At 49.7% G+C, this 25869-nt stretch carries 20 protein-coding genes; 5 read left to right on the plus strand and 15 right to left on the minus strand.

What is annotated here, in order from left to right; translation table 11 throughout:
- Positions 1 to 20: 20 nt before the first annotated feature.
- The 4 genes from H6624_08420 to H6624_08435 form a co-directional block, all read right to left on the minus strand.
- On the minus strand, positions 21 to 635 hold the full coding sequence (locus H6624_08420) for a hypothetical protein (GenBank protein MCB9084356.1): 615 nt from the start codon (positions 633 to 635) through the stop codon (positions 21 to 23).
- Complete coding sequence (locus H6624_08425) at positions 632 to 6154, minus strand: PKD domain-containing protein (GenBank protein MCB9084357.1); 5523 nt, start codon at positions 6152 to 6154, stop codon at positions 632 to 634. Before H6624_08425 ends, H6624_08420 begins: the two co-directional genes overlap by 4 nt.
- A gap of 767 nt (positions 6155 to 6921) precedes the next feature.
- Positions 6922 to 7239, minus strand: coding sequence for a four helix bundle protein (locus H6624_08430; GenBank protein ID MCB9084358.1), 318 nt, complete (start codon positions 7237 to 7239; stop codon positions 6922 to 6924).
- A 708-nt stretch (positions 7240 to 7947) separates the two neighbouring features.
- Positions 7948 to 10215 (minus strand): vitamin B12-dependent ribonucleotide reductase, encoded by a 2268-nt coding sequence (locus tag H6624_08435; protein MCB9084359.1) that lies wholly within the window; start codon positions 10213 to 10215, stop codon positions 7948 to 7950.
- A 156-nt stretch (positions 10216 to 10371) separates the two neighbouring features.
- Between H6624_08435 and H6624_08440 the strand changes: the two genes are divergently transcribed.
- Together H6624_08440 and erpA are read left to right on the plus strand one after the other, a co-directional pair.
- Complete coding sequence (locus H6624_08440) at positions 10372 to 11535, plus strand: cysteine desulfurase (protein ID MCB9084360.1); 1164 nt, start codon at positions 10372 to 10374, stop codon at positions 11533 to 11535.
- Between the two features lie 72 nt (positions 11536 to 11607).
- Positions 11608 to 11934, plus strand: coding sequence for an iron-sulfur cluster insertion protein ErpA (erpA, locus tag H6624_08445; protein MCB9084361.1), 327 nt, complete (start codon positions 11608 to 11610; stop codon positions 11932 to 11934).
- Between the two features lie 3 nt (positions 11935 to 11937).
- Here the strand turns inward: erpA and H6624_08450 are convergent, their stop codons facing one another.
- From H6624_08450 to H6624_08500, 11 genes are all read right to left on the minus strand, one after another.
- On the minus strand, positions 11938 to 12432 hold the full coding sequence (locus tag H6624_08450) for a DUF2391 family protein (GenBank protein MCB9084362.1): 495 nt from the start codon (positions 12430 to 12432) through the stop codon (positions 11938 to 11940).
- A gap of 63 nt (positions 12433 to 12495) precedes the next feature.
- Positions 12496 to 13752 (minus strand): hypothetical protein, encoded by a 1257-nt coding sequence (locus tag H6624_08455; protein ID MCB9084363.1) that lies wholly within the window; start codon positions 13750 to 13752, stop codon positions 12496 to 12498.
- A 265-nt stretch (positions 13753 to 14017) separates the two neighbouring features.
- A complete protein-coding gene (locus H6624_08460) occupies positions 14018 to 14869 on the minus strand; it encodes a hypothetical protein (protein MCB9084364.1) in 852 nt (283 codons plus the stop codon).
- A gap of 9 nt (positions 14870 to 14878) precedes the next feature.
- Positions 14879 to 15913, minus strand: a complete 1035-nt coding sequence (locus H6624_08465; GenBank protein ID MCB9084365.1) for a hypothetical protein — start codon at positions 15911 to 15913, stop codon at positions 14879 to 14881.
- Positions 15914 to 16049: 136 nt separating this feature from the next.
- Positions 16050 to 16865, minus strand: coding sequence for an alpha/beta hydrolase (locus H6624_08470; protein ID MCB9084366.1), 816 nt, complete (start codon positions 16863 to 16865; stop codon positions 16050 to 16052).
- 109 nt (positions 16866 to 16974) lie between these two features.
- Positions 16975 to 17697, minus strand: a complete 723-nt coding sequence (locus H6624_08475) for a (2Fe-2S)-binding protein (protein ID MCB9084367.1) — start codon at positions 17695 to 17697, stop codon at positions 16975 to 16977.
- Positions 17694 to 18926, minus strand: coding sequence for a tyrosine--tRNA ligase (locus H6624_08480; GenBank protein MCB9084368.1), 1233 nt, complete (start codon positions 18924 to 18926; stop codon positions 17694 to 17696). The genes H6624_08475 and H6624_08480 overlap by 4 nt, the downstream gene beginning before the upstream one ends.
- A 13-nt stretch (positions 18927 to 18939) precedes the next feature.
- Positions 18940 to 20505: a ribonuclease Y gene (rny, locus tag H6624_08485; protein MCB9084369.1), complete on the minus strand. Its 1566-nt coding sequence runs from the start codon at positions 20503 to 20505 to the stop codon at positions 18940 to 18942.
- A 46-nt stretch (positions 20506 to 20551) separates the two neighbouring features.
- Positions 20552 to 21154: a 5-formyltetrahydrofolate cyclo-ligase gene (locus H6624_08490; protein MCB9084370.1), complete on the minus strand. Its 603-nt coding sequence runs from the start codon at positions 21152 to 21154 to the stop codon at positions 20552 to 20554.
- Between the two features lie 200 nt (positions 21155 to 21354).
- Complete coding sequence (zapA, locus tag H6624_08495; GenBank protein MCB9084371.1) at positions 21355 to 21618, minus strand: cell division protein ZapA; 264 nt, start codon at positions 21616 to 21618, stop codon at positions 21355 to 21357.
- Between the two features lie 159 nt (positions 21619 to 21777).
- The gene (locus H6624_08500; protein ID MCB9084372.1) at positions 21778 to 23412 is read right to left on the minus strand and encodes a Na/Pi cotransporter family protein; all 1635 of its coding nucleotides are present in this window, start codon (positions 23410 to 23412) and stop codon (positions 21778 to 21780) included.
- Between the two features lie 346 nt (positions 23413 to 23758).
- Here H6624_08500 and H6624_08505 point away from each other — a divergent pair, with 346 nt between their 5' ends.
- Genes H6624_08505 through H6624_08515 form a run of 3 tightly spaced genes read left to right on the plus strand, consistent with a single transcriptional unit; the run spans position 23759 to position 25841 of the window.
- A complete protein-coding gene (locus tag H6624_08505; GenBank protein ID MCB9084373.1) occupies positions 23759 to 24352 on the plus strand; it encodes a hypothetical protein in 594 nt (197 codons plus the stop codon).
- A gap of 30 nt (positions 24353 to 24382) precedes the next feature.
- Positions 24383 to 25258, plus strand: a complete 876-nt coding sequence (locus H6624_08510; GenBank protein MCB9084374.1) for a TIGR02147 family protein — start codon at positions 24383 to 24385, stop codon at positions 25256 to 25258.
- The gene (locus tag H6624_08515) at positions 25251 to 25841 is read left to right on the plus strand and encodes a hypothetical protein (protein ID MCB9084375.1); all 591 of its coding nucleotides are present in this window, start codon (positions 25251 to 25253) and stop codon (positions 25839 to 25841) included. Before H6624_08510 ends, H6624_08515 begins: the two co-directional genes overlap by 8 nt.
- The last annotated feature ends 28 nt before the right edge of the window (positions 25842 to 25869 follow it).

Raw genomic sequence — 25869 nt, forward strand, 5'->3', positions numbered from 1 at the left:
GGTCGTTGAAACAGGGCTCGCTAACAAGTCGGATCTTCTCCCGACAATGACAACTCATCCGACATCTTGTCGTCTTCCTCCATGATTGATCCAATATAGACCTTGTCACCTTTTTTATAAGGAGTTCCCTTCAAATCTTCCCCCAAAACCACTGCATACACAAAAATATCTCCGCCATCCTTAAAATAGAATAGCAGCTTTGAGTTTGCTGGCCACTCTCGGCCACGTGCCTTGACCGGCTTCGCCGTCACAATCGACGTCAAAAAGTTGGACTGGCCTGCTGAAAACGTAATCGTCGTCCCCGCCGCCGCCTCATAATCTCCCACCTTACAGCCGGGGGATTTGGTGTTGATTTCAGAAATCTGAGAACCGTAGAACTCTACTATCGAATCTTTACAAAATACTAATTTGGTCTCTCGATGTTGGAAATCCATTTTTTGCAGAAACCTTAATACGAATCGACGGATTCCTCCCTCTTTAACTTCAACACTATCTGCAGAGAGCTTTCCCGACAAAAAATCCCTATTAAAAACCCGGAATTTCTCGATTAACCCGTCTTGATCGGCTCCCTCAGCTACCAGTCCTACGAGCATAATATAAACCACTAACTGACATGCCTGAATCATCTTTCTCATTTGCTCTTCGCCTCCTTGGGTAGGACGTGGAAGTGCCCTAAGTGATCTGTCCGGTTAAACAGTCGGATTGATGTAAGATCGCAGTCTAGTTCTTTGTCGTTGATTTCACCATGCCGACACTCCCCAATCTCCACCTCATCTGGCCCCAAGATCGGCTCACCATCCGGCCACGTCCCGAAAACCAAAGCTGTCATGTGCCACCTCGAATATCGATCTCTCTGCACTTGACTCGGATTCGTCATCACATCCTCAATCCCAGGAAAATTCCACGTCGCCCCTTGGCCTGACGACATCAAATAATCAAAGCCATCCGTATTCTTCGTCAACCAATCAAAGGCCTTCCTATTAATTAAAACCCATTTAGCAAACCTTGTCATCTGCCGGGTGGGTTTTGAACCCACACACTGGACAGATGTCTCACCATGGGATCTGCAGCGCTGTCTCCACTCCAAATAGTCAACTACGTCTAATAGCTTTAGAATTCCATCCACCCTTTCAGATCGGGAGAACACTTTCGTACACGCATCGTCGAATGCACCCCTTAGTCCAGGTATGTAATAGGGCGCATCCTCAGTGACCTCATTGCTTGGTATTAAAAATTGGCCAACTCCAGGAAACCCCTCATCGCGGGGACAGGTCGCATCATAAAGATAAAAGCCTCCAAAGAACTTGATATCTAAAGCGTCTCCTCGATGGTGCTCTTTGTGAGGAGGGAACTTCCCCCCAAACGGCAGACCCGCATCGTTAGCGTGGAGGGACATGGATGTAGGCGCCACCCCAGTTGAACTCAAGCTCGGATAGGTTCCAAGGTTATCAGGCAACCTAAGGTCTTCTGCCAGAGTCGTGTTAAAATTCCTATGAAGGGTTTCAATCAGACTGTACAAATTCTTCTGAGCAAACATGGAGACTGTGTTGCCGTACATGGGAACCGCAAGGCGTTTGCCGTCATAAAGAGGCGTTACCTGTATCGTTCGTTTGGCTGAGAAGCCCCCTATCTCCTGACCCCCTAAGCCAATGCGCTTACCCGATAATTCAAACACCAGATCGATGTTTCCCTGTGCGGCGTTTTGGACGAAATTACTGCCAAAGATTTCCTCAATCTTGTTAATCTCTAAGAAAACGTCCGCTGGATTGTAGTAGGTAAAACTTGAATAATAATTCTGCCGAAAATTGGTCCTCTCATCCAAAACAGCCCCCCACTTGTCGAGAATTCGCGCTCGATCAAGGAAGATGGAGTGGCTCGCGGGACTAGGTACGATGCGAAATGACACACTCCATGGTCGCTTAGGACTGTAGGAGTTATAGGGATTTCTGAAGATGCCAGTCGCTTGCGCATCAACAGACATCGGCAAAAAGTGGGTGGGCGGGTAATTTAAAATCCCTTTGGCATAATCGTTGTTGACCATACCACTCGCAACCCCAGCAATAAAGGGCTCTGCCTCTTGATCGTAGGCACACCCAGCGTAAAGAGTAGTGGCGTTAGGCCCTGGAGCTCTGAAATCAACTCTCGAAATGACGACCTCGTCATAGGATTGAATTGCGGTGAATATCTGCAAAGGCAAGGGCAACGATTTAAAAATTGGATATTCTGAGTCAACGGCCCGCATTGTCTGAGGATAGATTTTGAAGGGAACGGCAATTCCGTCAACCCGCTTTAGAACACCCCCTACTGTTTTCATGTAATCGACAAAAACCACAATAGAAACACTTGAAATCGGTGTGTCGTCAGGAATTTTAATCGGAGGTAAATTGGAAGTATCCCCCAAATAGGGATCGACGGGATAGCCGAGAGGCTTAGACAGGTTCTCAGCTCTCCTTGTCAATTCCGCCACCTTTTCAGCATAACCCCGAGAAACATCAACGAGGGCATAGTAATCCGACATACAGACTTCGTACCCCTCTGTGCCAGGAGGGAGAAGAACGCATTCTCCATATTTTGTCTGCGCATCAGTATAGGCCTGGTATTCTTTCTGGCTCCAGTTATACACCTCCAGACTCAACTCATAACTCAGTTGCTTTGCCCGAGCTATTTTTTGCCTTTCCTCTAGATTCCAGGCTCGATCAACCGCTGTGCAATGGATACTTCTGGGAGAGTTCTTCGTCAGCCGCACGGGCTGGTGAGGGCTGGTCGACCAAAAGGGCGTGGCGTAGGGCGAAAACACTTCTGGATCAAGTCCTAATGGCGGAAGTGGCGGCGGATCCCAATAACCCCGCTGGGCCGACATCATCATCAGGCCCTGGCTCTGAATCTGAACACTCCAGTACAAGTTGTCTGGGCTTGATGGAAGTAACTTTACTTCAATACTCGAATCGGGCGAAACCTCAAAGCCCCCGTGAATGTAGCCATAGCTTGATTCTCCGACGACAAGGTACTTTCCAGGCTCCAGATCTTCGATCACAACCGATTGACTAGAGCCAATCGTGTGGGTGGTTCGGCTGAGGTTTTCGTGGGCCAGAGTAAAACTAAGATCTGTCGCTCCTGAGGTAAACGTGACGGATGAGGCCAAGGTGATCGGTGCTGTGAATCCATGTCCAACAATACCTTCGCCAAGATCAGCACTGACGTAAATGCGAAAGGGCTTTTGTGTAGATGTAACCAGATCCCGAATGGTCTGGGCCTGAAGTTGAATCTGTCCAATGGGAGTCACAAGCATTTGTGCTGTGAGGTCAACGGGGTCCTGATCCAAGGACTCATCATAGAGGAGTTCAACTCTAAGATCTTGCAGGCTTTGGTTAAACTGCAGTTGCCCCGTCCCCTCAAAGACTGTCAACATCTGAGCAGATTTGGGGAGTTTGTTTTGTGGGGCTTCAAAGGCCAAAAGACACATGTTGCCCTCAAGATCATTCACGCAGGCCTCAACGGGAACTTCCACTTGGTAGGCTTGAGTAGGCAATGGCTGACCATTATGAGTGGCAACAAGACTCACCGTGTGTGTCCCGGGGCGGGAGAATAGGTAATTGAGTTCCCGTGTTGTCCCCACCGGCAGGTCGTTGACTTTCCACTCAAAGTTTCCTTGGCCGGGGTCTAACAAGGCCTCGAAGATCAGCCTTGTTGTCAGATCTCCCAGCTCATGGGCCCCGTCCTGCTCGCTTGCTAGACCAAGCTCGCTTCCCCAGGGGCCTTTCACCATAAAGTCACTGTTTGGTGGATCAGGCCTTTGCAGAAAGAGAATTCTCTGTGAGGCCGTACTCGATGCCCCATGGTTGTCATAGACCGTTAAGATCAAATCATCGAGATAGGGAAACTCCTGGCTTAAGTTTATGTAAGGACCTGAGCCTTGAAGGACTTGCCCCTTCCATCTCCATTCGTAAAGAGCTATCTCCCCGTCGGGATCATGAGAGCCTAGGGCATCGAGATAATAGGTTCCCGGCGCTTCAATAAAATCACCAACCGGGGAAATTTGAGCCACGGGTGGCAAGTTCCCTGGGGGCACGTCCTCAGAAAAGGCCACAAACTCCATCCACTGGGAGTTCATGTTCCCCTGGTTGTCCTCGACCAATAGCTCAATAAAATACTTTCCCGGATCTGAAATGGTGTAGGTCGCAATGGGTGAAAGACTAAATCCCCCATTTGGAAAGTGCCAGATCGTCCGGCTGATTTCTCCATCAGGATCATAGGACTTGGAGCTGTCTAAGGTGACCATAAAAGGAACGCGGCCAACGCGGGCCGAGGCTTCAATGACGGCTACGGGCTGAACCCCTGAAACCACATGAACCATGCCGTAGGCGATGGCCGTTTGGCCCAGGGCGGTGGTCAGAGTCAACGTGGGCTTGTAGCTCCCATTGGCCTGATAGGTATGACTCACTTGTTTGAGATTCTCCCAATCACCCCGCAACACCCTGCCGTCATTAAAATCCCAAATGGCTTCGATGGGACCAGCTGACGGAACGACTGAACTTTGGCTATCAAATTGAACGGCCTCACCAAGGTTCATTGATGTGCCATTTTGCTCAAAAGTTGCAATGAGTGATTCACTGCCTTCGCCTGAGACCTGAATGGTTGATTTGGCATAAAAGCGATTTCCCAGGACATCAAAGGCATGGAGCACCACTTCATATTCACCACTTCCAGGATAGGTGTGCCACTGAAACCTGCCCCTTTCGAATGTGGAATCGCCGAAATACCAAAAGAAGTTCTGCAGTTGCCCAAGGATGGGAAGCTTGGTGTTTGACCCGTCAAACTCCACACTGTTTTTACCAAAATCATAGATACTTAAAAGAACAGGCGGAACGGAGCCCTCTTCGAAAGGAACAAACACTTCAAAATACTGAGTGGACGATTTACCCTCATTGTCGATGACCGTCACACTGCCATAATAGGCTCCCGGAGATTTGTACGTGTGATGAGCAGTTAAACCCATAGCTTCATTAATCACCGACAAATGGTCGCCAAAGTTCCATTCCACATGAGAAATAGACCCGTCCAAATCAAAGGACTGACTGGCATCAAAGGTCACTCCGTGAGGGGCAGGACCTAAAAGCGGCGAGGACGTCAACACACCAATGGGGGCCAAGTTACTTGAGCCACCTACCTGAATCCTGGCAAAGACCTCACTCCGGCCAAGCTTAGAGTCTCTGAGCCGCAAGCGTACAAGATACTCCCCTGGCTGAAAGTAAACGTGGCTCACAACACCTTGATCCGTACCAATGACTTCAGGAGTGTTGTCCCCGAATCGCCATCTAAAACGGATTTCGTCGCCATTGGGGTCGTAGCTTTGACTGCCATCAAAGGTGACCCTTACCCCGCTGCCCTCGGCCACTTGGCTGACGGAAAAGTGAGGGACGGGAAGATGATTGTCCTCAAGGCTGATCGTCCGTGAAGTCTTAGTCGTCAACCCTTGACTGTCGGTGATCGTAAGGCTGACGGAATAATCACCAGCCTCAAGATAAAAGTGTTCAATAGTGGCATAAGAATCGGTCTCATGGGGATAAAGAGTCAGAGTTTTTCCTGTGCCAAATGCCCATGTGTAGCTCACTATCTCGCTGTCTTCATCTACAATAGGAAAGCTTGTACTGAGATGAACCCTGACCGGTAGACCGTCTGATTTGGTCACATAAAAGAGGCCTCCGCCGTCACTTGGGGGTTTTGGTTTTGGCAGCACAGTAAACTCAATCGGTACCGAAATCTGCGCCCCATCGTTGTCGGTAACCGTCACGGTCACGACATAAACTCCTGCCACTTGCCACGAGTGCTCGGCCACAAATCCCGTGCTTGAAGTATTGTCACCCCAGTCAAAATGCACCTCACTCACCGACCCGTCAGGATCGGTAGAAGCCATGGCATCAAAGAGCACCACTTCGTCTTCAAGAGGCTGATCGGAACTCCAGGTTAGGTTTAAAATAGGAGGCTGATTAGAGCCTTCGCCATAAATGCTCACTTTTACGAATGAGCCTGGAAAGCCTTTAAGCTTTAAAGACAAAGTGGATTTATCCTCAGTGAGGTCAATTGGGATTCGAACTTCCTGAGTGGTGATGTTGAGACTTCCCGGAGTTAGGATCAAATTCTGATTGAGCCACACATGGCCCGCGTGAACGCGTGTAAACAGAGTTTTAAAGGCTGCAAGCCCTTGTTTGATTCGGCAAACAAGCGAAACTAAGCTTCGCTCTTTCGGACAAGAACCTAATTCAACCGGAAGACCGTTTTCAATAACAAGGAGATACCCCCCCCCTGGCTAGATCAAGGCTTTGCGTTTGAGTGTGAGGCTTGAAGATGCGGCCATGGAAAGTTTCAGGGCCCCAGACGAGATCGAGATCTTCCGGTGCCTCTTGGTTATGCGAATCACTAGGTGGCTGAACGACCGATGGGCCATGCTTAAACCAGTGGCCCATCTTGGCGTAGGAAACCTCTGGCCCAAAGAACCCAAAAGCCAAGAGCACAAAAAAGGCTCTGAAAGTAATTGAAGTAACAACAAACCACCAACTACTGCTACGACCGCAAGCTCTCTCAACTCCAAACGCCATGACTTCTCCCTTTTTATCCCGTCAACGTGCCACTTTAAAACACGGGAAGTCGTTCTTATTTTGTGAAGACTTGATGATAACCTAACAAACCTTGTTGACCTATCACCCGCCAAAACGAGGGTCGTGCAAATCAAGGACTTAGAGGCCAAAATCAAGGAGGGAAAATCGAGAAAATCCGCATTGGTTCAGGCTTTGGTGGAAAATTAAGGATTATTCATAAGAGTGTTTCAGACTTGGAACATGCTGTTTTCTTCAGGGCCAGAATTCCTGGCCAACTTTGATTGAGATCACTCTTTTTCGGGTCCAAGCCAGGATAATACCCTCGCTATGTTGCGAGGGTGAGCTTGTAGATCGAGGCCCCTAGATGATCGGCAAGATCAAGAAGCTTGAGATCTTCGATCCCTTCGATTCTCAAAATTGCCTGACATTCCCGAAGAGAACCAAGGGCAATCGAGTAAAACCGCCGCTTGTCTTTTGGACTTGGCTTGCCACTCCCTTCGGCGAGATTCAGCGCAACGGATGAAGATGCCCGGAGCACCTGATCCCGCAGATGAATCGGCGTCTTCAACAGCTTTACCTGCTGGCAAAACTCCACCGCCAAATCCAATGATCTAAATCTGTATTCGCATTTCTTCTGAGTCATTTTAACTTCCTTTGTAAAGTGTGTTGGCCATCACCCCAAGGTGGGCCAACCACTGCGACAAAGGAACAAGTCCTGTGAACGTTACCCGTAACCAGTAAACGTGACAGTGACAGCCTCCGAATCCGTGACTGTAAACCGACACACACACGGAAACGTTTACGGGATTCAGATCACGGGTTACGGAAAATGGTGGGCCAACCACTGCAACAAAGGAAAACGGATCACGGCCCGGACACGGGAACTGTCGCAGAAACGCTAACAGGTTACGGTTTACTGGTTACGGAAAAAGTGGACCAACGAACGCAACAACGGAGAGAACTTTCGTTCGCGTAACCCGTAACCAGTAACCCGTTCACGGTGCCGTGACAGTTTACCGTCTCCGTCCCTGTAAACGGTGCCGTCCACATAAACGGAAACCGGCACGGAAACGTTTACGGATTACGGATTACGGAACACGGGTTACTGAAAAAACTTGTCCATTGGAGCGAGAGAAAGTCCATTCAACGCAGTAGATATCCAAACATGAGGCCGCTCAAAAGGGTCCAGATACGAGGCGGAGGCCTCTTCCTCGAATGAAGCTAGAGGACTGGTCAAAAAGGTCCGAAAACAAGGCGAATGGACTTGAGCGAGCGGAGGTGTGCTCATGTGTACATTGGAGCGAGAGAAAGTCCATTCAACGCAGTAGGCGGGCCTTTTTCACCAGTCCTCTCAGTTGCAGGCGTCGGCATGGCCACAATTGGGACACCTAAAACACCCCCCCTGCACCAAAGCCTCATGCCCACAATGTGAACACTTCAACGTCGATCCATTCTGATCTTTTTTGGCCACGCTTAACGGCTGCACGAGTTTACTGCCATCACGGTAAATGGAAATAGATTTAAGTCCCATCTGCCAGGCCTTGATGAGCAACTCACCAATGTCCTTGGTGGTGGCGGACTCCGGGAGATTAATTGTTTTGGAAATAGCACCACTCACAAAGGGCTGAACTTCGGCCATCACTTCAAGATGGGCTTCAGGACGGATGGTGCGCTTGGCTTTGCCAGTGGGAACCGCACAGTCAAATACGGGTAGGTGTTCGGGCTTGAGATGAGGAGCCCCTTCCAAGTGACCATGCTGAATCACGTACTGAAGCAACTCTTCGCGAATGTCGGGGCCGTATCCCAGCCGCTTAAGAGCCGCATCGACTGCACTGTTGACTTGAGTCACCACTCCACCACCGGCCATCTTTTTGTTTTTGACGAGAGCGAACTCCGGCTCAATCCCGGTGGTTTCACAGTCCATAAAAAGGCCAATGGTTCCTGTAGGCGCAATGGCAGTAAGTTGAGCGTGACGGAACCCGTGAACTTTACCGTCGTCCATGGCCTGTTGGTAGATCTGCACCAGATCACCTTTGAGTTCTTCGGGAAACCCGGGTGACTCTACTAATCGCTGGGCACTGGCATGTTGCTGAGCCAACACCAGTTCGTAGGACTCATGATTAGCTTTGTATGCCGCAAAGGAGCCTTTTATTTGTGCTAACTCGCAACTGGTTTTAAGCGCTTCTGCTTGCATCCAGGCACTGAGACCTGCGGCCCAGGCGCGGCCCACTTGGGAATCATAGGGAAGTCCCATGCGCAAAAGAAGACCTCCCAAATTGGCAAAGCCAAGCCCTAATGGTCTAAAGCGATGACTGTTCACTGCCACATCTTCCGTGGGGTAGCTCGAATAAGAAACCAAAACCTCTTGGGCTGTCACCAACAGGCGAATGGCCCGGCGAAAAGAGGTTAAATCAAATTCGCCGGTGGATTCATTCAAGAATCGAGCAAGATTGAGGGATGCCAAATTGCAGGCCGTATCGTCTAAGAACATAAACTCAGAGCAGGGATTGCTGGCGCGAATAGGACCACTGGAACGACATGTGTGCGCCCTTTGGATGGCTGACTCAAACTGCAGACCGGGATCAGCACAGTGCCAAATGGATTCCAAAATAGCCTGCCACAGAGTTTGCGCCTGATAGGTTTGAATGTCTTTACCACTGGTGCGGGCCTTCGTCGTCCACTCACCGCTGGCAAGAACAGCCTCCATGAACTCATCGGGAATGCGCAGACTGTTGTTGGAGTTTTGTCCACTGATGGTGCGCAGGATCTCACCGTCGATGCCGCCCGAATATCCCGCCTTCATTAACACTCGGGCTTTTTCCTCTTCCCGATACTTCCAGTTAATAAAATCTAGAACTTCGGGATGATCCATATCCAGGCAGACCATCTTGGCGGCCCGACGAGTGATCCCACCCGATTTGGTGGCGGCCGCTCCTTTGTCCAAGACTTCGAGAAAGGCCAATAGGCCTGAGCTGTGCCCCCCGCCCGAGATATTTTCTTGTTTTCCTCTGAGCGGAGAAAAGTTGGTTCCACTGCCGGAGCCAAATTTAAAAATGCGGGCTTCTTTGAGAGCCAGCTCAAAGATACTGGTCAGGTTGTCCTCAATCTTGAGAATAAAACAAGCTGAGCACTGGGGGTACTCATAAGCCCCTTTGGTTTTGACGACTTGGTAATTATCCTCATCCCACCGCCACCCGGTCATATCACCTTGGATTTTGTAACGGGCAAAGAGCCCGCAGTTAAACCACACCGGACTGTTAAATGCGGCGTACTGGCGAATCAACAAGTAGCGAAGTTCATCAAGAAAGGTGTGCTGATCCGCCACCGCGGCAAAGACACCCTGCTGTTCCCCTTGCTCCGCAATGGTAAGCATCACCCGATCAATGAGCTGGCGCAGGGAGGTCTCACGCCCCTTAGGGCCTGGCACATCTTGGCGGCGAAAGTATTTTGAAGCGGCAATATCGAGAGCACTTTGACTCCAAAAGGAGGGCGCTTCCACATCCTCTTGGACAAAAATCTCCTGACCGTCCTGATTGAGAATCACGCATTTGCGAGGAACCCAGGGGATTCCCTCATAGGGGCCCGGGCCGGCTTGGGTCCACCTCCGCTGAAATTTCATTCCGTTTTGCCCCATTCACTCCCCAAAATCCCATTGTATTGTTTGCCACCGGAAGTCCTCAATGACATATTGCTTCTTTAGTTGAATTTTCCCTCTTAGACCAGGAACTTGGACTTAAAGCCAATTCACACATCAGAGAGTAACGAAAGCCGGACCATGGAAAAGCCGATCTATTTTGACTACAATGCCACCACTCCCCTGCTACCTGAGATATTTGAGCAGATGAAACCCTACTTTTGTGAGGAGTTTGGCAACTCTTCCAGTCTGAGCCACCCCTACGGTTGGGCGGCCAAGATGGCGGTGGACAAAGCCCGCAAACAAATGGCCAAGGCGATTGGCGCAAAATCAAAAGAGATCTATTTCACCAGTGGTGCGACCGAAAGCAACAACCTAGCCATTCTTGGTGTGGCCATGAAGGCCAATGGGAAGCCGCCCCATTTGGTCACCACGAATATTGAGCACAAAGCGGTCTTGGAAGTTTGCCAATTGGCGGTCAAACGCTTTGGGGCTGAACTGACCATTGTGGAAGCGGACAAGTATGGCCAGGTCTCACTGGCTGCAATCCAAAAGGCCGTCAAACCCAACACTCGCTTGATTTCGGTGATGATGGCGAACAATGAGATCGGCACCATCAATCCGATCAGCGAAATTGGCACCTGGGCAAAAAGCCAAGATATCTTGTTTCACACCGACTGTGCCCAATCCTTTGGCAAAGTGGCTTTGGATGTGGAGAGCATGAGCATCGATCTGCTTAGTATTTCCGGGCACAAGATCTACGGACCAAAGGGCATTGGCGTTCTTTATGTGCGCTCGGAAAACCCCACAGTGGAGTTGATTCCAATCATGACAGGTGGATCTCAAGAATCCAGCCTGCGACCCGGAACACTGAATGTCCCGGGAATTGTCGGCATGGGAGCCGCTGCTGAGTTCGCCATGCAGGATCTTGAGGTGGAAAAACAACGTCTGACTCAACTGCGCGATCGACTGATCCAACTGGTCTTGTCGGAAGTTCCCAATGCCTCTCTCAATGGTCACCCCTCGGAACGCCTGTGCAACAATGCAAGCTTTAGCTTGAAGGATCTTTCTTCAGATATGTTCGCATTAGGGCTAAGTGGATTAGCCTTGAGTTCCAGCTCTGCCTGTACCTCTGGTTCTCCCATCCCCAGTCATGTGCTGAAGGCCTTGGGTCACGGTGACGAGCTGGCCCGCTCCACCCTACGGTTTGGATTGGGACGTCTAACCACCGAAAAAGACATTGAAATTGCAGCCACCAAGGTGATCGTCATGGCGCGCAAAAATCGTGAGATGACCATCAATTAAGGGACTCCCCACCCCTAAGTAATATGTGCTATAATAGGGCGTATTTCAATTGTGACGGGAGAGACTGGGACCATGATTTCTTTGACTGAAACTGCTGCAAAAAAAATTGGCCAACTTCGTAGTGAAGAAGGGGCTTCACCTGAGTCCATGCTCAGGGTTTTTGTCAAAAAAGGCGGCTGTTCCGGCTTTTCTTATGAGTTGAAGTTTGATGACACTTCCCAAGACGGAGACAAGGTCTTTGAAAACCACAATGAAAAAGTGGTGGTGGATGGCCAAAGTCTTTTGTACTTGATCGGCATGACTCTCGACTACGAAGGAGGCCTCAACGGCCAGGGCTTTGTTTTTTCCAATCCCAACGCCACCAAAACCTGCGGCTGTGGCTCCTCATTTGGGGTTTGATTCTTATTTCATATAGTCGCTGATGGTGGCGGCAAAGACCGAGGGGAAGCCGATAATGAGCACCCGTCTGAGGGCCACTTCTGGGTGATCCAAAAAAGGCAGTTTGTCGATCAACAAGAGAATCAATGCCACACTAAACAGGGTGATGAGATAAGTCGCGGCCACGCGCTTAACAAACTCAATCACGTTACCTTTAAGTCGAAAGCGATAAAAATTCAAATAGATAAACATAGTCACTGTGATGACTGAAAAACCTGACAAAAGAATTACATTGAATTGCTTAAGATCGACGCTTAAATTCCACACCTCTTCGGTAAAACAAAGTGGCGAGGCAATCAGCAAGGCGCCCACAAAAATCTGCAAAACGTCCCTCGGCTTAAGCTCCACCATCAAGGGATTGACCACTTGGGAGATGGGCTTTCCCGAAGCATCAAAAAAAGTAACGAACTCTTTTAAGTAACCGTTCACTCGTTTGATCTCGGTCTTAAGGCTTTCCATGAACCCAGTCTATCAACAGCCGATGGAAAGCTCCAGGAACTTTTAAGTTCTTACCGCACCTCCCTAAAAGGGAAAATACTCCACCTTGATTTCATGAAGTTGGCGTGGAGAGAGATCACGCAGTAGGTAAAGAGTCTGATGGTCCGGTTCCAACCGAAAGTCTAACTCACCCAATCCCACGCCATCAACCCACACATTGGTGACTCTCTCCACCGCCGAAGACAACTTTAAGGTTAAATTAGAAATCACACGAGCATCCTGGACCAGCTCCTTCATCGCCGCTGACCAGTCGTCGCGCTTGGCATGAACAGCCACACCACCTGTTTCGCGGATCAGTGGAAGGTAGGCGTAGTCGTTAAACCCCTCAGAATTAATATAGGCTTCTTCATCAGACTTGGGAATGCCGCCGACCACCTTTAAACCATCCAAATGCCGGTCTCCCACCTTGGGCACCGGTACCACGCCACTAAACTTGACGGAAGCAATCCCCGGACTGTTTTCCTTAATCTTGTTAGTGATCTCAGCCAAACTTAAGGGGCTTGATGGGTTGTTGGTCTTGCCATAATAGTTGGCAACACCTGGCGCGTGAGTGTCCGAAACAAACAATATCAGCACCAACGATTCGGGTCGGAATAAAGCCAGGTGTTGCCGATTATAATTTTCGATCAACTGATAAAGACTCCAAACCCCTTCTTCGACCCCGGTACAGTAGAGAGGAGTCTGCATGGCACCTGAAAGGCAGGCTTGGCCCGAGCCACTTTTTTGCTGGGGATCAAACCAACTTTGAGCACAGACCTCGACCGGGAAGTTCTGTTTACCATTTTCGTCGGGATCATAAGCGCTTACATCAAGACTCATGTAACTCGCTACCCTTGAAAGATTCACGAGATTGAGAAATCCTGGAACTCCAATTGAGTATTGGGTATAGGGTTTATCAAATTGGATCTGGTCTCCCACCATTTGGGCCGGAGACATATAGGTCACACCCATCTTTGTGTTGTCAGGGAACTCCACGGACGACAGGGAGAGAATACCCGCTTCCACATTAGCAAGAATTGTCTTCATGGAGCAGGAATCATCTAAGACAAACAGAACATCAACTGATTCAGCATTATATTGATGATAAAAGATTTCGACTTCGCGGCTGCGATTGAAGTCCACCTTGTCGCAGCTCGTGGCACCGATAACCGCCAACATTAACAGTGAAAACCACAGAACAAAGATAACCAGTCGTGTGGTCTTCGACTGTAAGGGCCAGCGCTCCGCAAGCGTCGGCCCTGCCTGAGGACTCTCCTCAAGCGGCAAGTTTTTGTCGCACATTTACCCTTCTCCCTTCCTAATTTGGAATTGGAAAAAGGGGATCAATCAAATTGTTTCGATGTTGCTTGAATTTCCCAACTGCATCTCGCTGATCCCCAACCCAGGCAGGTGACAGCGTTTCTCATATTCCACACCGTAGTCATGTCTACAGCAAGGTCGATGCCAGGAATCAACTGGCGAGATCCCCGGCAGACGACGACACAAATGACAGGTGTCAAAGGAGTAGGTGATTTCAGGAATCAAGCAAATATTTTCTTATCCCTGGTCAAAGAACCACGCGGCAGCCGGCTTTTGGTAGCGGAACGGAGGGCGCATCCAATCCCGCATCACGCAAAAGTATCAGGCCCTTAATATATAGAGGTAACGATTTATTGGCGTAGCGAGAGATGACTTCCCGGCCATCAGCTCTTTCCACTGTTTCGACCGCATCAATATAATCCCCACGCGGGGCTTTTTCTAAGGCCGTCATTAGCACACCTAGGACCCACAAGAGTTTGTTTCTCTCCAAACTCCAGTGCCTGCTACTAGGAGGCTGAAACTCCCCTTTACCTAACTCAGCCGCCGAATTCACAAAGTCGAAGGTCTCCTGAAGCCACAGCATGTTTTTTTCCTGCGCATGAGGAAGAAAGCGATAGATGTCGTCCACCATTATTGTCCGCAACAAATTGATGATGGGATCTATGCGGACCATGTCCTTTTTGAATCTATCCGGAAAGCGGGCTTCTTCTGGGGCATCTGGTACAGACACCAAGTCCGCCTTGGACTTGATTCTAAAGGCGATGTCCACAGCCCTGCGCCCATCCGGCAGGCGGATCTGCTCCATGGCCTCCATCAATCGTCCTTCGCTAGCTCCGGAATAAAAGGACTGACGGAAACCGGGATGCTTGTCCAAAAACTGTAAGACCTGACCCGCCCAATCGGCGACACGAAAGTAGCCCTCTTGGGTATGAATGTAAGTTCCATGGCGATCACCAAGAATGGGTTTCTCCACGGCATAGAGCAAAGTCCAGTCCAAATCCCACACCACATCAACCACCTCAGCTTGCTGAGCCAGGATTGACTGAGTACAAAGACTCGACAGAAAGCTGAAAAGAATTGCCAAAAAAAAGATTCGCATTAGGTCGGACTAATCCTTTGCCGACTGCCCAAGTCGTCGCTCGATCCTATCAATCAAGGACTGATTTTTTTCCTTAAGCCCAATAATTTCGACGTCCATTCTCCCTTGAGCAATTTCTCGAAACTCATCCCCAATCGCCCCGGCCAGGACCTCAAGAACCAGACTATGGGGGATTTGTCGTTCTTCTATAAGAGAGCGAAGATAGGATCTCACGATAGGAAACTGGGTGTAATCGTTTTCGCTTTGCCACTCCTGGAAGGAATAATTGTCAAATTTCAGGTTCTTGTGGAAAGTTCGGTTCTTGAAAATCTCTTCTTCCGTTCCTCCCTCTGGCACCTGCAGGCGGTCTCCCTTTTCAATCCGAAGCTTCCTTGAGGTCTCTTCCATGATGGACCAACTTCCCATAACCAAGGCCCCCAAAAAGTCAGAGAACAGTTCATGATAGGGGGCAATCGCAGAAAAGAAGTGGTTGCCACTGCCAAAATGAGGAGCAATTTCCTCGTCCATAGGAGTCACTACTGAAAGCTCCGCCAGATCCGCCAAGGTTTGATCCAAAGTTCGCCGGGCTCGAATCAGGATATCCCTGTTTTTCTCAGGCTCTTTGCCAAAATCGGCAAGTGCATCTTCAATATCCGCCTGTTTTTGCTTCAGTTGAGTTGAGATTGTCGCCAAATCCACCTTAAAGTGTTTTAATCTCAGCCACACATAACGCCAGTCGAGAGAATGGCGGAGCAAATATTGGTCCAACAGAAAATGACCGTATTCATGAGTGAGTGAGGGGAGGTTCAAGCTCCCGACAAAAATGGCCTTCTTACGAAAATCAAATTCTACATTTCGATCAGGATCGAAACCAATATCTAACACCTGATTGGTGCGAAATGCCGGCCCCACCTGCTGATCGACCCTTGGTAAGTGCTGACTAATGGAGTCCACCAACCCTTGATCGGTGAAAAAGTAAAACTCCGCCCCTGCCCAAGAACTCTCGGACATTGCGGTCATGAGGAGAATGAGCAAAATGCGAGCAAACGGGGATCTAGCTGCCATGGAGCCTCCAATTCGGTGAACCCGATTGGCTCTTGCCAAGAGCATACCATCTGAACTCAATTCAGATGTTCAGAGAGGCCCCCCTGAAGCCATTTACCCTCCCATCTAGCCAAAATTTGTCCCTAATCTCAGCCCTTTAGGGCATCGCCCAAAGCCTTTCAAGAGTCTCGGAAATGAGCTTGGGGCGACTGAGGATGAGCTCGTGTCCCCCACCAGGAACGGGCACGAATTGGTTGCTACCAAAGTGAACGGCCGTCCGCCTGTAGGTATCTTCAGTAAAGAGAAAATCCTGGCTGCCGAAAATTACCCAGCAGGTGGGTTTCATTTCCACAGAGACCGATTTCCAAGATTCCCAATCCTCAGTGCGGGCAATCCACAAAAAGCGATGAATAGCATGGCGGATGAGGCGCCATTTGCGGTGATTGAAGCGACGGATCTTTTTTCGCGTCCCCAGTCCCATGTGAAAAAGGCGTCCTAAAGCCTCAAGATAACTGCGACCAAAAGGGGTCAGAGCAAAAGTAAAGACTCCTGTTGGGAGGCGATAAATAAAAAACAACCACCTGAGCAATGGATTCCTAAGCTCTTTCAAAGGATCCAAAGGCATGGGATTGATTAAGACATGATGGCTCACTTTGTTGCCCAACCGAGCCTGAATTCCGAAAGTGAGGGTTGCTCCATAAGACGAACCAACCAAACGAATGGCTTCTTCAGGTGAGACGAATTCGCGCAAAAACTCACACAATAAATCCACTTGATGGGAAAAAGAAATGGGCTCCTGATGGGAAAAGAGAGATTTGATGTTTACAATGAGTCTCCGACCATCCTTAAGGTCTTCGGCTACAGATCGCCAATCCCCCGGACTCCCACCAAAACCATGGAGAAAAACGGTCAACGGCCCCTCGCCCTCAAGGGTGTAACGCAGCTCCACATCTCTGATCCGCCTAATGGACATTTTCTTCACCTGCCAACGTACCACTCTGTCTCAATACAATGGTAACTGATCGGCAGAGGAGACCGAAGGCCTTTCTCATTATGGAGCGAGCGAATAAATTGGTGGGACCTTACTGACGGCGGCGGCGACGACGAGGACGATTGCCCCATTTACCCTGGGCGTTTCCACCCTGGTTTTCTGAATTCTGAGAGCCTCCACCTCCCTGTTGGCCTCCACCTCCGGAGCTGGCTTGCCTTTGCTGGTTGGAAGGACCACGACCGTCTCGATTGCGGCGGCGACCATCACGACCCCGCTTGCCAGATCGTCCGCCACCTTTGGAGCCACCGCCTTGGCCTAGATCCAAAAGAGCTTCAGATCTGGGGCCTCCAGGAGGCCCCCCGCCGCGTTGAGGCCGACTATCCCCCTGGTCCACATCCGATGTGACCACTTCAACCAAGTCATGATCTTGTTGAATCAAGTTGCCCGTGACGGCCTTGGATACAATACCCTCATTGCGCAACTCCACTTGAAAACGTCGCGAGCCTGGCGGCCCTTCGGTCTCCTTTTTGACCTGCTCAGAAACGTCGATGGTGATGTCACCAAAGCAGTAGAGCTGGCAGGACAGCCGTCTGCGATCGATAAAGTGTCCAGAACCAATCAAGGTCAATTCCTTACTCGATGGAGGAAGAACATTGTGCTCACCTTCTACCAACTTGACTCGGCACTCGGCACAATTAGGAACTCCATTGCAGACAGTCTTGATAAATATCCCGTTCTTTTGAGCCAAATCCAGAACCGTCTGATTGGGCTCGATTTCCAGTTCAATCTCCTGGGGTAAGAACTTCACTTTCACTTTGTCACCCGAACTTTAATAAATTTCTTTTTGCCAGCTTTAAGGATCACCTCCTCGCCAGCCTTGAGCTTGAGTTTAAGCTGCTCATCTTCCACTTTAGAGCCAGCCCACTCAATGGCCCGCCCTTGCACCAATCGGCGAGCTTCACTGGTGGACTTTGCCAATCCTGCTTCTTTAACGAGATGACAAATCCACACATCATCACTGGCCGCCACCTCAAACTCGGGCATTTCATCCGGAAGTCCCTTGTCTACGAAGATGCGGTTGAACTCTTCTATGGCATTATCAGCAGCCTCAATTCCGTGAAATCTGTTAACCAACATATGTCCCAACTGAACCTTGGTGTCTCGCGGGTGCCGTTTACCACTGGCCAAATCACTTCTGAGAGACTCCAGTTCGCCGGTCGACATATCAGTCAGCAGCTCATAGTAACGGATCATCAATTCATCCGACACCTTCATGGTCTTGCCAAACATGTCCCGAGGACTTTCCTCGACTCCAATATAGTTATCCAGGCTCTTGGACATCTTTTGCACTCCGTCCAATCCTTCCAGGATGGGCATGGTCAAAATGCACTGGGGTTCAACACCATAGTGTTTTTGAAGGTCGCGACCGACCAAAAGATTGAACTTTTGATCTGTCCCACCCAACTCCACATCGGCCTTTAAAGCCACCGAGTCATAACCCTGCACCAATGGATAAAGGAACTCATGGATACAAATACTCTCTTGAGCCTGGTATCGCTTGGAAAAGTCATCCCGCTCCAACATCCTGGCCACAGTGTACTGGCTGGAGAGACGAATAAAGTCCGAAGCCGAGAACTTACCCATCCATCTGGAATTGTAGTCCACCACTGTCTTTTCCGGATCTAATATCTTGAAAACCTGACGGGCATAGGTCTCAGCGTTGAGCCGCACTTCTTCAACTGTCAGGGCCGGACGAGTCTCATTCTTGCCGGTGGGATCGCCAATCATGGCGGTGAAATCGCCAATCAAAAAGATCACCTCATGGCCCAGGTCCTGAAACTGCTTCATCTTGTTCATTACAACAGTATGACCAATGTGCAGGTCGGGGCGGGAGGGATCAAAGCCTGTCTTAATATGCAGAGGCTTTCCTGATTCGTAGCTCTTTTTGAGCTTCTTGAGCATTTCCTCTTCGGAAATAAAGTCCACGACGCCCTTTTTGAGTTCGCGCAGCTGCTCTTCAGGTGTGAGTTCAAACTTTGCCATATCGCGCCTTCCTCTACCTAGCGTGTTCCACCATTCTAGTTTCTCGGACAACAGTGACCTTTACTTGTCCGGGATAATTCAACTCACGCTCAATCTTGCGGGCAATATCACGACTCAACATGATGGACTGCTCATCTGTCACCTTTGAGCTGTCGACCAACACGCGGATTTCTTTGCCGGATTGAATGGCAAAAGTACGGGATACTCCGTCAAAGCTATTGCCAATAGACTCCAAGTCTTCCAGACGACGGATGTAGTTCTCCATCATGCCACGACGAGCACCAGGGCGCGCTTTAGAAAGGTTATTGGCCGCCTGAACCAGATGAGCGAGAATGGTTTCTGGCTTCTCTTCATCATGATGGGCGCGAATAGCATGACAGACAGGGTCTTTCTCACCATGGCGTTTGGCGTACTCAGCTCCCACAAGGGCATGACTACCATCAACGGTGTGGTCAATGGCTTTACCGATATCGTGCAAAAGACCTGCACGCCGGGCCAGCTTTTCATCATAGCCGATTTCAGCAGCCATCATACCGGCTAGAGTCGCCACCTCCACACTATGCTTCAGCAGATTTTGCGTTTCCGAGTGGCGGTACTTAAGACTACCCAGCAGATTCATGACACTTGGGTGAACACCGTGGACACCTAAATCAAAGCAGGCCTTCTCACCCTCTTCTTTGATCGATGCAAACAACTCACTCTTCACCTTATCCACCACTTCTTCGATTCGCGCCGGATGCACCCGACCATCTTCCATCAGCTTCAGCAGAGCCTGACGGGCCACCTCGCGGCGAACAGCATCAAAGCTTGAGATCACCACTGCCTCAGGAGTCTCGTCGATAATCAGATCCACTCCACAGGCGGCTTCCAGAGCGCGAATGTTGCGCCCTTCGCGGCCAATGATCTTTCCCTTCATTTCATCACTTGTCAGTGGAACAGTGGCCACCGTTCGTTCAGCGGCCATTTCGCCAGCAAACCGCGACACCGCAACCGACAGAATTCTTTTGGCGTTGCGATCCGCCTTGGCGCGCATCTCGTCCTCAATGGACTGAAGTTCCCCTGCAAGGTTTTGCCGTACTTCTTCTTCCATAGCTTTGCGCAATTCATCTCGCGCCTGATCGGCTGTCATATTAGCCACAGACTCCAGCTTATTCTTGAGACCCTGGATTTCCTGCTCGGCCTTTTGTTCCAGCTCTTGAATCCTCACTTCAGCAATCTTAATGCGATCACTTCGCTGCTCCAAGGAATTGAGCTTCTGCTGAAGAGTATCTTCCTTCTTCTTGAAGTCCCCCTCCAAACGCCCCTCTTTTTCCTTCAGCTTCTGCTCAGCAGATTCCAGTTTTTGCTTTTGCTTCTTGATGTCACCCTCAACATTGCGTCGGGCGCGGGACTCAAAGTCCTTAGCCTTGCCTTTGGCCTCACGGTCAATCTTGGCCGCCTGCCCTTTAGCGCGATTAAGGATCTTGCCAGCCTCTTCCTCAGAAGCCTTGATCTTGTTTTCTCCGGTCACCCGTTGAAACACAATCAGCACTCCTGCGCCGCCAACCAATCCCAATACCAGACTCACCAGGCCGGTAATGATCACTTCAGTTCCCATTGTTCAAATTCCTTTCTCCGCTCACCGGTCAATCCTGGGCCGGTGCCGTTCGATCCGTTTGTAGCGAAAAATTCTCCGTCACAACCCAGTCCATGCGAACATCCTCTTTTTCCAGAGGTAGATCCTGGACCGCAAGCTGTACAGAATAGCCAATACCAATCTTCAGAACTTTGCTTCCCCGCAAAGCCCGATCGTAAAACCCTCTTCCATAACCGATGCGGCCACCCTTCTGGTCAAAAACCACTCCGGGAACTAGCACCACATCACAATCCCCAATATTCACCTGACGACTCCGGGCCGTATCAGGCTCGCGAATCCCAAAGGCTCCCGAGGTGAAGGCCTCGGCCGAGTCTGGCACCCAAAAGGAAAGCTCACTCCCCTCCACTTTAGGGAATGCAAATTGCCAATTGGATTTTTGGGAAACAAAAGGATCCGGATCAAGTTCGTCCGGTAGAGCCGAATAAGCTGCCGCCAAGCCAGAATGACTGGGAGTTAAAAAGTTCAGCTGCTCCGCCACATCCTGATGAAGTTGACTCAGGTTCGAGTGGTGGGCATGAACAAAGCTCTTTCTCTTGGCCAGGAACTCCTGACGAAGAGCCTTTTTCTTTTGAGACTCGGTCGCGTCCAACATTTCCGCCTCGCACTTGGCGAGCCGAGCTGTACCAACCAATGGGTGAAATGCTTTGAAGAGCCGGCCGACCTTGCGTCGGATCGCGACTAGGCAATGGGTCTTTAGATCTTGGCCATACCGGAAGCCAATAGCTCCAGGCGAATTTTCATTTCAGGTGTTGGGCCAAGGTTCATTGCAATCTTCTCCGTCCTCTCACTCGATTAGTGATCCAACCCGGTCTGGGTTAATGGAGAAGACTCAAGATTGGTGAGGATTTCCTTAGCTCGGGATTCGAGTCCGGATAATTCGTTGTTTGCCGCACGTTTGAGTAAAATCAAATCCTCGGCAAGATGCAGGGAAGCGAGTAAAAGTGCATTCTGAAAAGACACACTTGAATGAACTTCTAGAGCTTCTTTCACCTTCTCATCCACTAGGGCCACAAGTTTTGCGACCGTTTCTTCATCATGTGAAGAACGGAGCTTCATGGGCAGGCCGGCTATCAGCACTTCATAAGTTGTCTTGGCTGTGTCGTCCACGGCTTCTCCCAGGCTCCGGAATCTTAAGTATTCTCCAGTAATATTGATAATATGGAAGCCCTTGGGGGTCAAAGCAAATAGCACCCCCCGGGTGAATTCGGGCCAAAGTCAGCGGCGCGGCAGGATGTTGTAGGGGTCATTTTCCTTGAGCAGGCCATAGACGTGGTTGGACATGAGGCCGACCACCCGACGATAGTCACTCAGGACATCCAGGTGGATGGAGCTCGTGTTGATGGTTTCAGCCTTACCTTTGACGAGGCGTTCTATGTGGGATTCCCGGAGTTGTTTCTCTAACTTACGGACCTCACGCTTGTGGAAAATCACCTTTGATCCCAGCTCCATATCGGAGACTTGAAAGCAGCTCACTGACATTTCCGCCACCTTGAGGACCTCACGGTGGAGGACCATAAGATCTTCCCGCCCCTCCTTGCTAAAGCCGAGCTTAAGGGCGTGCTTTTTGCGGGCCAAATCCAGAATATTGTTGTCGATCACGTCGGCGGCACTTTCCAGGTCAGCCCCAAAATAGATGATCCTCATCATTCGCCTTTGGTTAGTTGGATCGGCCTCTTCCATGTGGCGAGCCAAAAACAGGTTGATCTCCCGATTGAGCAGATCCACCCGGTCATCTCTCTCTTTGATGGACTCCTCTAGGTCCGGATTTTCATCCTTTAATATCTCTATTGAATCCCGAACCATACTCAGGACAATGTCGGCCATGCGCAGAACTTCGCGTTCGGCATGGGCAGCGACCACACTGGGACTTTGGTGACTTCCACGCTCCAAGTACTTGACCGAGAACTCCTTTTCCTGATCCTTTGGGGGAAAGATCTTTTCAATCAGTTTTGCCCCATAGTTGATAAAGGGGAAAAACAGAGCAGAGGCTGCCACGTTGAAGGCCGTGTGAACATTGGCCACATCCCGCTGAATGTTTGTCGAACTCACTAAATCTGCCAGGTAGGGGGTTAGGGGCATAAAAATGAGGACCGATACGATTTTGTAAATACAGTGAGCCCAGGCCACTTGCCGCCCGACATGATTTCCGCCAACGGCAGCCATTAAAGGGGTGGCCGTGGTACCAATGTTGGCACCGTAGACCCAATAGACTGAATCCACCAAATCAATCTGCCCTGACATCGCAAGTGTCATGGCGAAACCAATGGTTACTGCGCTACTATGAACCAGAGCCGTAAAGATGGCGGTAATGACAATGGTGTAAAAGGGGTTGGCCTTCAGCTGAGACAAAAAATTGGCAAACATACCAACATCGCGCAGGGCGTTCGTCCCCACACCAATGAGGTCAAGGCCCCAAAAGATCAGCCCGAAACCCATAATGACGGCCATGATCTGTTTAAAAACCCGCTTGCGGGCCATAAAGTAAAACATAAAGGCAATGGCAAATATTGGCAGTCCAAACTGAGCTACATTCAAACTCAGAAGTTGAACGGTAAACGTCGTTCCAATGGTCACGCCAAGAATAACTCCCATGACCTGAGTCAGGGAAAACACGCCGGCGGATCCCAAGCCCACAAGCATGGAGATCACCGCCCCAGAACTCTGAATAACCAAGGTCATCAGAATCCCCACCAAGAGACCAAAGATCGGTTTGCGCGACAAAGTAACGAGAAGATCGCGAATGCGATTGGCGGCGAGCTTTTGCAGATTGTCGCTAGCCAAGGTCATACCCAGCATAAAGAGCGAAATGCCCCCGAGCGTAATGACGAATGATGAGTGCTGTCCGGTCACGGTTGCAAAATCCCCTGCCTAAGTTGCTCGACCAATAGCGAGCCATCCATTGTATAGATGGACTCGCCTAATTTTGAATCGGAATTGCAGGGCGGGACCTCAAGGCCATTTATTTGCGGCCCAGCCTGGACACCAAATCGATCCAAAACGAGGCAGAACTGTTCACATAAAATCTAATTGATACATACCAAAACACTACATATCTTATCTTAAATATTTGTATTTACTTATTTTTATTAGCAATCGACAAATTTTATGTTCACAATTTTTTGGATTTTAATTTTGTGATTTCACCAGGCCGCGTTATGATGAATGCAGAAGGGAAATTAACCAAAAGGGGGACGTAATGAAAAGTTCAGTCCAAATCAGTCTCGTAATTCAAAGTTGCTTGTTAGCCCTTCTTCTTTGCTTGGGTTCAGGTTGTGAGAAAAACCAAGATCAAGAAGATGCACTGGTGGCTGTTCAGTATGCTGGCTACACAACAGCCAAATTTAAACTGTGGGATCTATTTATTCCGCGAGCACATGCTTCGGTCTCAGATCTGCAGTTCTGCTTTAAGCGCTTGCGCTTTAAGATGGCTGACGAAATGACCGCCGATCCAACTCTGGCCGAAGACAATATTGACTTCAGTATTGGCCAGGTCACCATCGACCCAGCCGGCACCTCGCTTGGTGCAATTGTATTGCCCGTGGGAACCTACCGGCGAGTGGAGTTTGACCTGGAGAATGACTGCGCCAGTGGCTACAGCATTCAATTGGTAAACTCTAATGGATCATTTAATAGCACCGACCGTATCACCATTAAATGGAGCGGAAATCTCGTCATTGAAGAGGACACTGTCGTCAGTCTGAATGTTCAGACAATTCTCGATCAGTTAAACAGCTACAATGGCGGCGGATCCCTTAAGGATGCAGCCGAAGCCATTACTGGAAGTTTGTAATAAAGACCTGTTGATGTTGGAGTAGAAGAAATGGGAGCCAAGAAAGAACAAAAACGGAATTTAACCTCCCAGCCTGATATTCATCGTTATCACGATTATCGGGAGTACCTCAGGGATTGGGTGGACCATAAAAGGTCCACCCAACCTCAGTTTTCTCTGCGGAAAATGGCCTTGGAGCTCAAGACCTCAGTATCATTGCTCACCATGATCCTCAAAGGCGACCGAAATCTGAGTAAAGAGCTTTTTGAAAAACTCTGCCCTTACCTGGGCCTCTCAGCTTCGGAGTCCTCCTATCTTGGCCAATTGAAAATTGTGTCTGATAGCGACTCACAGAAGGACCGGGTGGCAGCTCTAAAACGGCTACAGCGATTCCACGGCTACCAAGAACAAAACAGCACCGATCTCGAAGCCCACAAATACATGGCCAAGTGGTACTACGTCGCCATCAGGGAAATGACAGCCATGCCCGACTTTCAGGCTGATCCCAAGTGGATCAGAAAACGGCTAAAGAAGAAAGTCTCAAGCAGGGAGATCCGCGAAGCATTGGCGTTCCTGTTTGATCATGGTTTTATTGAAAGAGATCCCAAAACTAAAAAGGTGACCATTCCGACCAAACAATTGGACTGCAGCGAGGGGATTTATAAACTCTCCCTTTCTCAGTTCCATAGCCAAATGTTTGAACTGGCAACTGACTCTATTTCGACCACTCCACGCGAACGTCGCTGGATTAACGGTCATACGGCGGCCATCACCGCCAAACAATTTGAACAGATTCGTGAGATTCTCAAAGAGGGTTTGGAGAAAATCGAACAAATTACCGATAAGAGTGAATCGGGTGAAGAAGTCTACCATATTGGACTTCTCGCTTTCCCCGTCACTCAAAACGGGGGTAGGGAAAATGGGTAAGTACTTTTGTATTTTTAGTTTACTATCGGCCCTGACATTGGGCTGCGCTGGGGGGACGACGAGCGGAAACCCTGTCGTTGAGGTCAATCTTGACACCTATTCCCCTGTGCCGACGGCCAAACCTGGGGCCAGTATTGCATCAATGGCAACTCCATTCAACGTCAGCAGTCTTGTCATGTGCTTCAAGAGACTGCGGTTTAAAACAGAGAACGAGACCACCAACGGTGATCCGACTCAAGATGATGACAATATCGACCTCGAACTCGGCGAGGTGGTGCTCTCCCCATCAGGTACATCTTTAACCAGCGTATCCGTGCCTAAGGGCATTTACACACGGGTTGAATTTGACCTGGAAAAGGACTGCGCTGATGGCACATCCGGCAACAGCCTGCAGGTCACTAACGGCTCCGGCCTTTTAACAACAGATGAGCGTATCACGATAAAATTTGAAGGAATTTTCACAGTCGATGAGAGCTCCGAAATTCTCAACCTGGGAATTCAGAATATCATCAACGCCTTGGACACGGCCACTGCTGGCAATGAGCTTAAAAACAAGGCTGAAGGAGCCAGTGGCTCATTTTGATCATGGTAAAATGAAGGCAACGGTGAAT

It is taken from the genome of Pseudobdellovibrionaceae bacterium, from assembly GCA_020635075.1.
In the GTDB taxonomy this organism is placed as follows: Bacteria; Bdellovibrionota; Bdellovibrionia; order Bdellovibrionales; family UBA1609; genus JADZEO01.